Consider the following 13,301-nt stretch of genomic DNA (forward strand, 5'->3'; position numbering starts at 1 on the left):
GAGGCGGAGCAGTTGAAGCTAAGCAGAGAAGAAGCAGCGGGCCGCGTCATGGTGGCGCTCGATTATCCGGATGCAGCGTCGGCCGAAGCGCTCGTGCGGAGCCTGGAGGGCATTCCGTGCTACATGAAGGTCGGCATGCAGCTGTTCTACGCGGCCGGTCCGGGCTTCGTGACGGAGCTGAAGACGCGGGGGTACAAGGTGTTCCTCGACCTGAAGATGCACGACATCCCGAACACGGTCAGAGGCGGCGCGAACAGTATCGCGAAGCTCGGCGTCGATATGTTCAACGTGCACGCGGCCGGAGGAACGGCCATGATGAGCGCCGCGATGGAAGGCGTGGAAGCGGCGGTCGCCGCCGAGCCGGGTCTGCGGCGGCCGCTCGTCATCGCTGTGACGCAGCTGACGAGCACGAGCCAGGCGGTGCTGAACGATGAGATCGGCATCGGCGGCTCCGTCGCGGACGCGGTCGTCCGCTACGCACGGCTGGCGCTGGATGCGGGTCTGGGCGGCGTCGTCGCTTCGCCCCGCGAGGTGCGGCTGATCAAGGAGGCCTGCGGGCCGTCGTTTCGGACGATTACGCCAGGCATCCGTCCGGCGGGCGCCGACATAGGCGATCAGTCGCGCGTCATGACGCCGCGCGATGCGCTCGCGCAAGGCACGGATTACATGGTCATCGGCCGGCCGATCACGGCGGCGCCGAGCCCGAGAGAAGCTTTGGAAACCATAATCGAGGAGCTGATGTAGATGACAACATCCACGCTGGAACAACTGCCGACAGACATCGCGAACGGACTGCTGCAAATCAATGCGGTCGCGCTGCGCCCGAACGATCCGTTCACCTGGACGTCCGGCTTGAAATCGCCGATCTATTGCGACAATCGCCTGACGATGTCGTATCCGGCGATCCGCGACCAGATCGCGGAAGGATTCGCGGCGGTGATCCGCACGCAGTATCCGGACTGCCAGGCGGTCGCCGGCATCGCGACCGGCGGCATTCCGCACGCGGCCTGGGCGGCGCAGAAGCTGAACCTGCCGATGCTCTACGTCCGCGACAAGGCGAAGGGCCACGGCAAAACGAACCAGATCGAAGGCCATTTCGAGCCCGGCCAGAAGGTCGTGCTGATCGAGGATCTGGTGTCGACCGGCGGCAGCTCGCTGAAGGCGGCGGTCGCGGTGCGCGACGCCGGCTGCGAGGTGCTGGGCGTCGTGGCGATCTTCACGTACCAATTTCCGCAAGCCGCCGAAGCGTTCGCGGAAGCGGGCATTCCGCTCGCGACGCTGTCGAATTATTCGGCGCTGATCGACGTGGCGCTCGAGAACGGCATCGTTCAGCAGAGCGACGTCGCCCTGCTGCAAGCGTGGCGGGAAAATCCGCAAGCGTTCGGCGCGTAAGCTGCCGGCCGCTGGCCGCGATATGCGTCCCGGAGACCCGCGCAATCAGCGGGTTCCGGCCGTTCTCTTCAGACAGGATCCGCCTACTAGGGCGGGTCCTGTTTTTTTTCGTCGCCAAGCTCCGTGTTTCATCCTTCCGCAGGCGGGTTATATGTAGCTAACCTGCCGCATACAATGGAGTGTTCCGCCAAAATAGATTGCTAGAATGCGAGGAAGCCATGATGCACATATTTTACAAGCGATTGATGGATTCGACGGAAGACCTCCTGTACCGGGTACGGATATACGACCGGGAGCTGAAGAAATGCGACGAAATCTTGCAGATGGACGAAGCGTACGGCCAGCTGCGCCGCGCCTTCGACGCGATAGATGCGCGCAATGAATCCGCGATGGAGCGCGTGGCGGCGAAGCTGCTGCACATGCGGCAGCGGCTGATCACGATGATGGAGGATTTGCTGCACGCGGCTTGAATGGGGGGGCCGGAAGGGAAAATGACCTCCGGGCGGAACGGATCTGCGCTCGCTGTTGCAGACGGAAATTTTCATTGTAGGAAATGATTAAAGGTGAATTTCCGTCTGCAAAGGCGACCACTTCGTTGCTCCGATTCCGTTCCGCCCTCCGGTCATTTTCCCGGCCCACGATCGAAACCCGTGTGCAGCAAAATGAAGAAGGAAGAAGAGAAAAAACCTCTTGCCAGCCGGTGGAGGTGATGGTAATATGTAACATTAAATGGAAGGGTTTCTAGGGATCCGCTTCGAGGCGAACCGAGCGAAACCGGGCATGGACGATAGTCCGCCACACCGTAGGGATAAAAGACCTTCGGCAAGTTCCACCCAGCAGGACTGGGCGGCGTTTGCGCGGAGGTCTTTTTTGCTTTACTCCGACGAAGCGCCGCGGGCAAAGAAAAAGGAGGGGAATCGCGTGATCGCACTTCGGACGCAGGCGCTGCGCAAAGTATTCGCGGTCAAACGCAAGGACGCCGGCTTGGCCGGGAGTTTCCGGTCGCTGCTGAAGCCGGCATGGGAGGAGAAGGTCGCGGTGCGCGGCATCGATTTGACGGTGCGGCAGGGGGAGATGGTCGCGTTCCTCGGGCCGAACGGGGCGGGCAAGTCGACGACGATCAAGATGCTGACGGGAATATTGCACCCGTCCTCAGGAGAGGCGAAGGTGCTCGGCTTCACGCCGTGGCGCGAACGGGAGAAGCTGGCGTACCGCATCGGCGCGGTCTTCGGCCAGAAATCGCAGCTCTGGTACCACCTGCCGCCGATCGACACGTTCGACCTCGTCAGCCGGATATACGAGCTCGACCGCCGCGACTACCGGAGCCGGCGCGACGATCTGATCGCGCGCTTCGAGCTCGGACCGTATTTGCACACGCCGGTGCGCAAGCTGTCGCTCGGGGAGCGGATGCGCTGCGAAATTGCGGTATCGTTCCTCCACCGGCCGCAGCTGCTCTTCCTCGACGAGCCGACGATCGGGCTGGACGTCGTCGTGAAGCAGCGGATCCGCGAGCTGATCCGCGAGTCGAACCGGACGGAAGGGACGACGGTGTTCCTGACGTCGCACGACGCGGGCGATATGGAGGAGCTGTGCTCGCGCGCGGTCGTCATCCATCACGGCGGCATCCTGCTCGACGCGCCCGTCGACCGGCTGAAGCGGGAGGTGCTGAACCGCAAAATCATCTCGCTCACGATGGCCGCGGGCTCGGACGCGTCCGCGCTGCCGCCGCTCCGGGGCACGAGCGTCCTTGCCCGGGACGGCCGGCGGCTGAAACTCGCTGTCGATCTGGCGGCCACCGACATCGAAGCCGTGCTCGGCGCGGTCATCGGCGCGTACCGGCTCGACGACGTCACCGTCGAAGACCCGCCGATGGAGGAAATCATCACGCATATATACGGAACGGGAGGGTAGCGGGCCATGCGCAATGCGAACGATTTGGCAGTCCGGCGGCCGCGGCCGCTGTCCGCCGGAGGTTTGAAGGCCGCCGCGGTCGCTCGGATCACGATGAGGCAGCAGCTGGCGTACAAGACGGATTTTCTGATGCGCGCGAGTTTCATGTTCATCATCCTGTTCGTGTTCGTCCAGCTCTGGTCCGCGGCGTACGGCGGCGACCGGACGCGCGTCATCGACGGCTATACGCTGAAGCAGATCATCTGGTATCTCGTCTTCACCGAGGCGATCACCATGGGCGTCCCCGCGCTGTGCGGCCTGATCGAGAACGAAGTGAAGAGCGGTGACATCGCGGTCCGGCTCATCCGGCCGCTGTCGTACGTCGGCTACCATTATGCCGCCTACATGGCCGAAGCGGTCTTCCGTTTCTTCGTGCATCTCGCCGTCGGCGGCACCGTCGCCTGGCTGTGCGTCGGGCCGCCGGCGTTCGGTCTCGGCTGGCTGGGATTATTCTCGCTTACGGCCGGCGCGCTTACGATCGCGTTCATGCTGAACATGATCGTCGCGCTCTGCGCCTTCTGGGTCGAGGAGACGCGGGGCATGGAGTTCGTGCTGCACAAACTGCAGTTCACCGTCGGCGGCATGCTTCTGCCGCTCGACCTGATGCCGGAGCCGCTGCAGCGTGTATGCGCCTGGCTGCCGTTTCAGGCGATGCTGTATTTTCCCGCGCGAACGGCGGTTAATTTCGGGGAGGCGCCGCTCGGCGAACAATTCGCGATTCAGGCCGTCTGGATCGCGATGCTTACGGCGGCCGTGCTGCTGATCTACAGGAGAGGAGTGTCGAAGCTGCATGTCAACGGCGGATAATGAACGCGCCCGGCACGGGACGGGGCCGTCTCCGTTCTGGGCGAGACGGGCAGGGAGCGCGCTTGCGTTCCTGTTTACCTGCTGGAAGGTGAATCTGGCTTCCGCGATGGAATACCGCGCGAGCTTCTTCTTAATGGCGGGGATGATGTTCATCAATAACTTCATGTGGCTGTTCTTTTGGAGCCTGTTCTTCGGCAAGTTTCCGGTCGTGAACGGCCGGGGGCTGAACGACGTCATGCTCATGTGGGCGGTCGGGGCCGGCGGCTTCGGCTGGGCGAACCTGCTGTTCGGCAACTTCACCCGGATCGCCCCGATCGTCGCGAGCGGCCAGCTGGACGTCTACCTGTCGCAGCCGAAGCCGGTGCTGCTTCACGTGCTGGCGAGCCGGATGTCGCTGACGGCGGCCGGAGACTTCGCGTTCGGCCTCGCCGTGTATGCCTGGGTGGGCGACCATTCCGCGAAGGGCGTGCTGCTGTTCGCCGCGGCGCTCTTGATCAGCGGCATGATGTTCATGGGCGTCGTCGTCCTGGCGGGCAGCCTCGCCTTCTTCATGGGCAACGCGGAGGGACTATCGCAGCAGGTGTTCAACAGCTTCGTCGCGCTGTCGACGTACCCGTCCGACATCTTCAAGGGGCTGGCGAAGGCTTTGCTCTTCACGGCGCTTCCGGCGGGATTCATCAGCTTCCTGCCGATCGGCCTGATGCGGGACGCCGATCCCGCGTTCGCGCTGAAGGCCGTCGGCGCCACGCTCTTGTTCGGCGCGGCTGCGGTTCTCGCGTTCCGGCTCGGCTTGAAGCGGTACGCCTCGGGCAACGCTATCGTGCTCCGCGGATAGGGCGCCGGCCGTGAAATGGCCCGAGTCCGCTCCCCCGGTCAGCGTCCGGATTGTCGAAAATAGCGCCCGTTCGCGCGGCATGGTCACGGCCGCGTCGAACGGGCGCTATTTTCCTATATAAAATTCTATTAAAGGCCTTTTCCAGTGTAACCTTTTGTTGCCACGCACCGTCTATTCGGTAGCAAGATTAGAGTTTTCTCATGGGAAGGGGGTTCGCGGTCGATATGGGTTGGAGGAAGGGCAAAAGAACCGTGGCCGAAGCTGCCCGTAACGACGTACATAAGGAAGCGCCGGGGCCGGCGGTTCCGGACTCGAAGCCGCTGCTCGTCGTCGAAGGCGTCGAACGGACCTTTCAGGTCGGCGGACAGCCGCTGCACGTGCTGAAGGGCATTCATATGGAGCTGAAGCCCCGGCAGCTGGTCATGCTGCGCGGTCGTTCCGGCTCCGGCAAAACGACGCTGCTGAACATGATCGGCGGGCTCGATCAGCCGTCTAAAGGACATATTTTTTTCAACGATCTGCCGTTCCATGCGATGAACGACGATCAGCGCACGAAGGTACGGCGCAAGGACATGGGCTTTATTTTCCAGGCGTACGCCTTGATGCCGCTGCTGTCCGCGTACGAGAACGTCGAGCTGTCGCTTCGCATGGCGGGCTTGCCCGGCGCCGAGTGGAAGCCGCGGGTGGAGCACTGCCTGGAGCTCGTCGGCTTGGCCAAGCGGATGCATCACCGCCCGTTCGAGCTGTCCGGCGGCGAGCAGCAGCGCGTCGCCATCGCCAAGGCGATCGCCCACCGGCCGAGCTTGCTGCTCGCGGACGAACCGACGGCTGAGCTGGATTCGCAGATGGCCGCGCAGATCATGTCGGTCTTCCAGACGATTATCCGCACAGAGCATGTCACGATTTGTATGACTACGCACGATCCCACGATTTTGGAGGTTGCCGATCATGTTTACGAAATGGTTGACGGGAAGTTCATTTAAGACAGCGGCCGCGATCGTCATCGGCGGTTCGGTGCTGCTGGCGTCGACCGGCTGCTCGCTGCTGCCGAACGAGGCGAGCGAGGAGGTGCTGCCGGAAATCGCGCCGCCGCAAATCTCCAAGAAGCCGGAGTACGAGGTGACGACGACGACGCTGGAGACGAAGCGGACGGAGATTGGCAAGATGATCGCCACGCAGGAAGAGACGCTTTATTTTACGCTCGACGGCAAACGGCTCAAGGGGCTGAACGTGAAAGTCGGCCAGAAGGTGACCGCCGGGCAGCTGATCGGCTCGCTGGACGTCGACGACATGCGCAAGCAGCTTCGCTCCGACAAGCTCAATTTCGCCAAGGATGAGCTGCAGATGAAGGACACGCTGCGCAAGAAGGACGAGATGGACCCGGTCGAGTTCGAGCTGGCGAAGATTGCGTTCGAGGAGAAGCGCCAGGCGCTCGCCGACGCCGAAGCGGAGATTGCCAAGGCGGAGTTGACGGCGCCGTTCACGGGCACGGTCGTCAGCCTGAATGTCTCGAAGGGCGATGCGATCAAAGCGTACGACCCGGTGTGCATCATCGCCGACACGGGCAAGCTCACGGCGGCAGCCAAGCTGGCGCCGGAAGACCTCGAAGGCGTCGCGGTCGGCATGCCGGTCGTCGTCGACATCAACAACGCCGGCGAATTCAGCGGCAAAGTGACGCAGCTTCCCGTCGTCTCGAGCGATGACGGCAATGGCGGCGGAGGGAACGGGGGCGGCAACGGCGGCGCGCAGCGTCCGGAACGGCCGGAAGATTTTCTGACCGTCTCGCTCGACAAGCCGCTGCCGGCCGGCGTCATGCGCGGCACCCCGCTGTCCATCTCCATCATCATGGACCGCAAGGAGAACGCCGTCGTCATCCCGCCGTCCGCGCTGCGCACCATCGGTTCGCGCACGTACGTGCAGGTCGTCGACGCGGAAGGCAAGCGCGAGGTGGACGTGGAAGTCGGCCAGCAGACCGCGACGGAAGTGGAAATCCTCAAAGGGTTGACGCCGGGGCAGAAAGTCGTAGGTAAGTAGCGTATGGGGATCCAGCTTTTTCGCTTTCTGTTCCGCAAAATGTGGAATACGCGCTGGATGACGCTCAGCTCGCTCGCGGGCCTGATCATCGCCGTCGCCTTCGCGACCAGCATCCCGATGTACGCGGACGGAGCGCTGAAGCGGGTGGTGGCGCAGACGCTCCAGAACGAGAGCGGCGGCCTGCCTGCCGGCTCCCTGCTCATGCGGTACCAGGAGACGTCGTCGAAGACGGACCTGAACGGCCTGAACGCGGTCGGCGCCTACATTCGGGACGACGTGCCGAAGCTGATCGGGTTTCCGTTCGCGACGTACAGCCAGAGCCTCGCGATCCGCAGCGCCGATCTGACGCCGGTCGATCCGACCAAGGTTGACGCGAGCCGGGCGCGCACGATGGCCATCACGACGATGACGGGACTCGACAAGAAGGCGGAGCTGACGCAGGGGCGCTGGTTCAAGGACGCCGTCGGCGACGGGGACGTCATCGAAGCCGTCATGATGGAAGAAGCGATGTACCGCAGCGACGTCCATATCGGCGACGAGTTCGAGTACCCGATCTACGGCGCGAACAGCACGACGCTGAAGGTCAAGATCGTCGGCGCCTACAAGCCGCTCAAGGATACCGATCCGTTCTGGTACCAAGGGCTGGAGGGCCTCATGAGCACGCTCACGATCGGCGACAAGGCGTTCCAAGACGGGCTGCTGAAGGAACGGAACATTCCGATCCATACGGCCAGCTGGTACTACGCCTTCGACTTGAAGGACATCAAGACGAGCCAGCTCGCGCCGCTCACGCAGACGCTGGACCGGCTCAACATCGACCTGTACCAGCGGCTGAAGGATACGCGGGTGGAAATCTCGTTCGCCAAGCTGCTCGGCGAGTTCAAGACGCAGAGCCTGCAGCTGCAGATGCTGCTCTTCACGCTCGCGGCGCCGATGCTGGCGATGGTGTTCTATTTTATAACGATGAACGCGCGCCAGTCGCTCGACAAGCAGCGCAGCGACATCGCCGTGCTGCGAAGCCGGGGAGCGGGAACGAGGCAAATCGTCGGCATTTATTTGCTCGAAGGGCTGTTCCTCGGCATCCTGGCGCTGGCCGCGGGACCGCTGCTCGGCTGGTTCATGGCGAAGAGCATCGGCTCGGCGAACGGATTCCTGGAGTTCGTCAACCGCAAGTCGATTCCGGTCGGCTTCACATCCGACGCGGTCATCGCGGGGCTCGGCGCGGTCGTGCTCGCCATGCTCGCCACCGTCATTCCGGCCGTGGTGTACGCGCGGGCTTCGATCGTCGACTACAAGAAGCAGATCGCGCGCTCGGACCGCAAGCCGTTCTGGCAGCGCTGGTTCGTCGACGTGCTGCTGCTCGGCGTCGCCGGGTACGGCTGGTACCTGTTCAACGAGCGGCAGATGATCTCGATTAAGAGCAACCTGACGACGGACCAGCTGAACGTGCAGCCGTTCCTGTTCTTCGTGCCGGCGCTGGCGATCTTCGCGATGGGGCTGTTCTTCCTGCGGGTATTCCCGTGGCTGCTGAAGCTGTTCAACTGGCTCGGCCGGAAGCTCCTGCCCGTGCCGCTCTACCTCACGCTGACGCAGCTGTCGCGCTCGTCCAAAGGGTATTACCCGCTCATGATACTGCTCATTCTGACGCTGGGCCTCGGCGTGTACAACGCGTCGGCGGCGCGGACCATCGACCTGAACTCGACGGAGCGGACGCTCTATAAATACGGAACGGACGTGATCGTTCAGACCGTCTGGGAAGGCCGTACCGAAGTCATCACTACCGGGGGCGGCGGGTCCGGCGGCAATGGCGGCGGTGGCGGCAACGGCAACGGCGGTACCGAGGGCGGCGGGCAAGGCGGCGGCAACGGGAACGGCGGATCCGGAGGCGGCAGCGGCGGCGGGCAAGGTGGGGGCGAAAGCATTCCGACGCGCGTCAATTACAGCGAGCCGCCGTTCGAGATATTCCGCAAGCTGGACGGCGTCGAAGCCGCGGCCCGCGTCCTGCAGACGAAGGCGAACATCGTCGTCTCCGGCCGTTCGATCGGCCAAGGGACGGTCATGGGAATCGACAACGTCGATTTCTCGAAGGTGGCCTGGTTCCGCAACGACCTGTTCCCGGTCCATCCGTTCAACTATTTGAAAAATCTCGGCCTATACGAGCAGGCGGCCATCATTCCGTCGAGCGTGGCGGAGAAATACCAGCTGAAGCTCGGGGACACGATTACGGCGGGCTTGCAGGACGGGGTCGTGGAATTCGCGATCGTAGGCATCGTGCCGTACTGGCCGGCGCAATATCCGGACCAATCGCCGTTCATCATCGCGAACCTGGATTACATCTACGACCAGGTGCCGATCATGCCGTACGAGGTATGGCTGAAGATGAAGCCCGGCGCCTTGACCGCGCCGATCATGAAGCAGCTGGAAGACGCGGGCATCGAGCTCGCGGACGTGAAGGACGTGCGGATCGAGCTCGCGGCCCAATCCAAGCACCCGACGCGGGGCGGCGTTTTCGGCATCCTCAGTCTAGGCTTCCTGGTCTCCATCATCATCTCGCTGACGGGCTACATTCTCTTTTGGTTCTTCAACCTGTCGGGACGGATCGTGCAGTTCGGCGTCCTGCGGGCGATGGGGCTCTCGCGCAGGCAGCTGACCGGCATGCTGCTGCTGGAGCAGGTGTTCACGGCGGGGCTGTCGATCGGCCTCGGCATCGCGATCGGCAAGATCGCGAGCCTGCTGTTCCTGCCGTTCCTGCAGACGACGGAGAACGTGGCGAATTCCGTGCCGCCGTTCCGGGTCGTCTTCGACGCCAAGGACACCAATCAGCTGTACATCGTCGTCGCTTGCATGATGCTGATGGGCGCGCTGCTGCTGCTGGCGCATATCCGCCGGCTCCGGGTGCACCAGGCCGTCAAGATGGGAGAGGAGCGCTAACCGATGATTACTTGCGAAGGCTTGGTGAAGATTTACAAATCCGACGATCTCGAGGTCGTCGCGCTGCAGGGACTGAACCTTCACGTCCGCGAGGGCGAGATGATGGCGATCATCGGCAACAGCGGAAGCGGGAAGTCGACGCTGCTCAATATTTTGGGCGGCCTCGACCGGCCTTCCGCCGGCAGCGTTCAGGTCGGCCAGTGGGATCTGCTCAAAATCACCGACGAGCAGCTCGTGTCCTATAAGCGCGACACCGTCGGCTTCATCTGGCAAAACAACGCGCGCAACCTGCTGCCGTACCTGTCCGCGCTCGAGAACGTCGAGATGCCGATGATGTTCAGCGCCAAGCTCGACCGCGCCTATGCCAAGCAGCTGCTGGAGTGGGTCGGGCTCAAGGACCGGATGCACAACAAGCTGCATCAGCTGTCCGGCGGCGAGCAGCAGCGGGTGGCGATCGCCATCTCGCTGTCCAACCGGCCGAAGATGCTGCTGGCCGACGAGCCGACCGGCTCCGTCGACACGCGGACGTCGGATATGATCATGGAGATCTTCCGGCGGCTGAACCGGGAGCTCGGCATCACGATCGTCATCGTCACGCACGACTTGTCCCTCGCGGGCAAGGTGGACCGCGTCGTCGCCATCCGCGACGGCTTGACGAGCACCGAGTTCATCAAGCGGAATCCGAATTTGGACGACGATTTCGAGCAGGGCGGGCTCGCGCAGGGCAGCGTGCACGAAGAGTACGTCGTCGTGGACCGCGTCGGAAGGCTGCAAATTCCGAAAACGTATTTGACGGCTTTAAACATTACAGATAAAGCATCGATGGAATTCGACGGCGAGCGGATCATCATTTCGCCGCCCAAATCATTGGAGGGGTAAACCGAATGAAGAATAAGCAGCGGGGCAAAGGGAAAATCGTATTGAAGGCGTCGGCGACGGCGCTGTCCATGGCGCTGGTCGCGTCCAGCCTGGCGGCATGCAGTAAAGGGTCGGGCAGCGACGATGGCAAGCAGCACGTGCTGCGCGTCGGCTTCGTCGGCTCGAACGCGGATACCGAGTCGTATTACCGGCAGCAGTTCACGGACGGTTACGAGCTGACGCACCCGAACGTCTCCATCGAGATCGTCGCGGCCATCAACTACGACGACCAGCGCTTCCAGCAGCCGGATCCGAACCAGAAGAACCCGGACGTGTACGAGAAGGTCAAGGAAATGATGAACGGCAGCAACCCGCCGGACGTCGTCATTTTGGATTCCGGGGTGCTCAAGCGTCTGACGCAGGATAATTTGGTCACGAAGCTCGACACGCTTATCCAAGACAAGGAATTCGACATCGACGACATGGTGCCGACCGTGCTCGAAGGTATCAAGGATCTGGGCGACGGCAGCATTTACGCGCTGACGCCGACGTTCAGTTCCTCCGCCTTGTTCTATAACAAGAAAATGTTCACGGACGCGGGCATTGAGCCGCCGAAGGACAACATGACATGGCCGGACGTCATCACGCTGGCGAAGCGGCTCGCGAAGGGCGAGGGCAAGGACCGGAAGTTCGGCCTGTCCTTCAACCGGTATACCGGTGATCCGTATTGGGATTCCCAGACGTATTCGGCTCCGCTGCAGCTGAAGATGTTCGACAACAAAGCCGAGAAGATGAGCGTCGACAACGCATCTTGGAAAAAAGCGTGGAGCGACATCCTGGACCTGTACGAGTCGAAGACCGTGCCGACGCAGGAAGACGTCAACAACGGCGCCGGCGGCGGCATCATCAAGGACAAAGTCGTCTACGATCCGTTCCAGGGCGACCTGTTCCTGAGCGGCCGAGTGGCCATGATGATCGCCGGCTACGATTATGTGACGCAGCTGTCCGCCGCCAAGGACGCCGCGGCTAAGAACCAGGAGATCAAAGCCGTCGACTGGGACGTCGTCACGGTGCCGCAATTCACCGAAGTGCCGGGCGTTGGCGGCAACATCTATCTGAACAATCTCATGGCGATCAACGCGAAGGCGCAAAATCCGGACGACGCGTGGGAATTCATCGCCTTCAACAACAGCAAGGAATGGGCGAAGCTGAAATCCCGCAGCACGTACGAGATGGTGTCCCGCAAATCGTTCCTGAAGCCGAAGGACGGCATGAATTACAACATCGCGGCGTTCTACACGCTGAAGCCGGTACCGCCGCAGGATCCGGCGATCGACAAGCTGTACCAAGACAAACCGAACCTCTACCAAGTGCAAAATCTCGCGCAGCCGCTTTTCCAAGACGTGCTGCAGAAGAAGAAATCGGTCGAAGCGGCGCTGAAAGAATGGCAGACGAAAGGGGACGCCCTGCTGCAGCAGATCAAGGCGAATCCGAACGGGCCAATCGATGGCGTCGGCGTCGGCGGGGGAGACGCGGCCAGCGTGAAACCGGTCGGTTAAAGGGGGAATCGGCAGTCGAGCTTAGGCTCGGCTGCCTTTTCTTTTGGCACCGCCCGACGGCGGCGAGCAACCGGGCTGTCCTTTTCCGCTGCCGCCAAACAGGTATGCGCGTGAGCGCGACGCTTATTTTCGTTCAAACTGGGCACGCTAATTGAAACGGCAATGGAAGGGGCTTCGCGCATGAAATGGGTCTATTGGGGTCGCTTATACGACACCAAGTTTCAAGCCAGCTGTTTGGTCCGGCGGATGGAGAACGACTGGTGGGTCTACGGCTACGAATGTCCGCAGGAAATCGAAGTGTTTCGGTCGCGCAAGGGGAAATTTGGCGTTCGGTTCCTGCCATAGCAAATTTATGCTTGACTAATTGACTCTTCTTATAGTATATTAGGACTTGTCGCCATTGAATGATTCTGGTGTGAATCGGTGTTATCGCGGGGTGGAGCAGCTCGGTAGCTCGTCGGGCTCATAACCCGAAGGCCGCAGGTTCAAATCCTGCCCCCGCAACCAACCTTTCGATTATTATCGCAAGGGCCCTTAGCTCAGTTGGTTAGAGCGGTCGGCTCATAACCGATTGGTCGGGGGTTCGAGTCCCTCAGGGCCCACCATTCCACGGATCATTACCACAACGTGCCGGGGTGGCGGAACTGGCAGACGCACAGGACTTAAAATCCTGCGGTGGGTGACCACCGTACGGGTTCGATTCCCGTCCTCGGCATTTACGGAGAAACCTTGAGTAATCAAGGTTTTTCACTTTTTGATCGATGAAACTGAACTGAACAGCCGATGTGCATCCTGTCATGCACTGGATTCAAATACAACTTCCTCGCGCATCCATGTGCGGAGGAAGTTTTTTTCATGCTTCGCACCTCAAAGCGTACATCCTGTCGGAGGCTCTGAGAAGTGCCATTGTTAACCTTAACGGTTTTTGTGGAAGC

General features: G+C 61.8%; 11 protein-coding genes and 3 tRNA genes. All 14 read left to right on the forward strand.

The window, feature by feature from the left end:
* Positions 1-12 precede the first annotated feature (12 nt).
* The 14 genes from pyrF to ACFPB1_RS03455 all read left to right on the forward strand — a co-directional run bounded on the left by pyrF (position 13) and on the right by ACFPB1_RS03455 (position 13,081).
* Positions 13-744: an orotidine-5'-phosphate decarboxylase gene (gene pyrF, locus ACFPB1_RS03390; RefSeq protein WP_379221913.1), complete on the forward strand. Its 732-nt coding sequence runs from the start codon at positions 13-15 to the stop codon at positions 742-744.
* Positions 745-1,392, forward strand: coding sequence for an orotate phosphoribosyltransferase (gene pyrE, locus ACFPB1_RS03395; protein WP_379221916.1), 648 nt, complete (start codon positions 745-747; stop codon positions 1,390-1,392).
* A gap of 218 nt (positions 1,393-1,610) precedes the next feature.
* Complete coding sequence (locus tag ACFPB1_RS03400) at positions 1,611-1,862, forward strand: hypothetical protein (protein WP_379221918.1); 252 nt, start codon at positions 1,611-1,613, stop codon at positions 1,860-1,862.
* Between the two features lie 451 nt (positions 1,863-2,313).
* Entirely contained in the window at positions 2,314-3,303 is a 990-nt protein-coding gene (locus ACFPB1_RS03405) for an ABC transporter ATP-binding protein (protein WP_379221920.1), read from the forward strand.
* Positions 3,304-3,309: 6 nt separating this feature from the next.
* Positions 3,310-4,149, forward strand: a complete 840-nt coding sequence (locus tag ACFPB1_RS03410) for an ABC transporter permease (protein WP_379221922.1) — start codon at positions 3,310-3,312, stop codon at positions 4,147-4,149.
* On the forward strand, positions 4,133-4,984 hold the full coding sequence (locus ACFPB1_RS03415) for an ABC-2 family transporter protein (protein ID WP_379221924.1): 852 nt from the start codon (positions 4,133-4,135) through the stop codon (positions 4,982-4,984). The genes ACFPB1_RS03410 and ACFPB1_RS03415 overlap by 17 nt, the downstream gene beginning before the upstream one ends.
* A 224-nt stretch (positions 4,985-5,208) precedes the next feature.
* Positions 5,209-5,967 carry an ABC transporter ATP-binding protein gene (locus ACFPB1_RS03420; protein ID WP_379221926.1) on the forward strand — a complete coding sequence of 253 codons (759 nt, stop codon included), beginning with the start codon at positions 5,209-5,211 and terminating at the stop codon, positions 5,965-5,967.
* On the forward strand, positions 5,933-7,018 hold the full coding sequence (locus tag ACFPB1_RS03425) for an efflux RND transporter periplasmic adaptor subunit (protein WP_379221928.1): 1,086 nt from the start codon (positions 5,933-5,935) through the stop codon (positions 7,016-7,018). The genes ACFPB1_RS03420 and ACFPB1_RS03425 overlap by 35 nt, the downstream gene beginning before the upstream one ends.
* A gap of 3 nt (positions 7,019-7,021) precedes the next feature.
* Positions 7,022-9,949 carry an ABC transporter permease gene (locus tag ACFPB1_RS03430; protein ID WP_379221930.1) on the forward strand — a complete coding sequence of 976 codons (2,928 nt, stop codon included), beginning with the start codon at positions 7,022-7,024 and terminating at the stop codon, positions 9,947-9,949.
* Positions 9,950-9,952: 3 nt separating this feature from the next.
* Positions 9,953-10,828, forward strand: coding sequence for an ABC transporter ATP-binding protein (locus ACFPB1_RS03435; protein WP_379221932.1), 876 nt, complete (start codon positions 9,953-9,955; stop codon positions 10,826-10,828).
* Between the two features lie 5 nt (positions 10,829-10,833).
* Positions 10,834-12,366 (forward strand): ABC transporter substrate-binding protein, encoded by a 1,533-nt coding sequence (locus ACFPB1_RS03440; protein WP_379221934.1) that lies wholly within the window; start codon positions 10,834-10,836, stop codon positions 12,364-12,366.
* 430 nt (positions 12,367-12,796) lie between these two features.
* Positions 12,797-12,873 (forward strand) — tRNA-Met (locus ACFPB1_RS03445).
* 21 nt (positions 12,874-12,894) lie between these two features.
* A tRNA-Ile gene (locus tag ACFPB1_RS03450) sits at positions 12,895-12,971 on the forward strand.
* Positions 12,972-12,995: 24 nt separating this feature from the next.
* A tRNA-Leu gene (locus ACFPB1_RS03455) sits at positions 12,996-13,081 on the forward strand.
* The last annotated feature ends 220 nt before the right edge of the window (positions 13,082-13,301 follow it).

Origin of the sequence: Paenibacillus sp. GCM10023250 (genome assembly GCF_042653205.1) — a bacterium.
GTDB lineage: Bacteria > Bacillota > Bacilli > Paenibacillales > Paenibacillaceae > Paenibacillus_Z.

Excerpts from the sequence above, each read along its gene's own strand:
- ACFPB1_RS03410 (WP_379221922.1), top strand. The coding sequence starts at position 3,310 with ATGCGCAATGCGAACGATTTGGCAGTCCGGCGGCCGCGGCCGCTGTCC.
- ACFPB1_RS03420 (WP_379221926.1), top strand. The coding sequence starts at position 5,209 with ATGGGTTGGAGGAAGGGCAAAAGAACCGTGGCCGAAGCTGCCCGTAAC.
- ACFPB1_RS03415 (WP_379221924.1), top strand. The coding sequence starts at position 4,133 with ATGTCAACGGCGGATAATGAACGCGCCCGGCACGGGACGGGGCCGTCT.
- ACFPB1_RS03440 (WP_379221934.1), top strand. The coding sequence starts at position 10,834 with ATGAAGAATAAGCAGCGGGGCAAAGGGAAAATCGTATTGAAGGCGTCG.
- pyrE (WP_379221916.1), top strand. The coding sequence starts at position 745 with ATGACAACATCCACGCTGGAACAACTGCCGACAGACATCGCGAACGGA.
- ACFPB1_RS03425 (WP_379221928.1), top strand. The coding sequence starts at position 5,933 with ATGTTTACGAAATGGTTGACGGGAAGTTCATTTAAGACAGCGGCCGCG.
- ACFPB1_RS03400 (WP_379221918.1), top strand. The coding sequence starts at position 1,611 with ATGATGCACATATTTTACAAGCGATTGATGGATTCGACGGAAGACCTC.
- ACFPB1_RS03435 (WP_379221932.1), top strand. The coding sequence starts at position 9,953 with ATGATTACTTGCGAAGGCTTGGTGAAGATTTACAAATCCGACGATCTC.
- ACFPB1_RS03430 (WP_379221930.1), top strand. The coding sequence starts at position 7,022 with ATGGGGATCCAGCTTTTTCGCTTTCTGTTCCGCAAAATGTGGAATACG.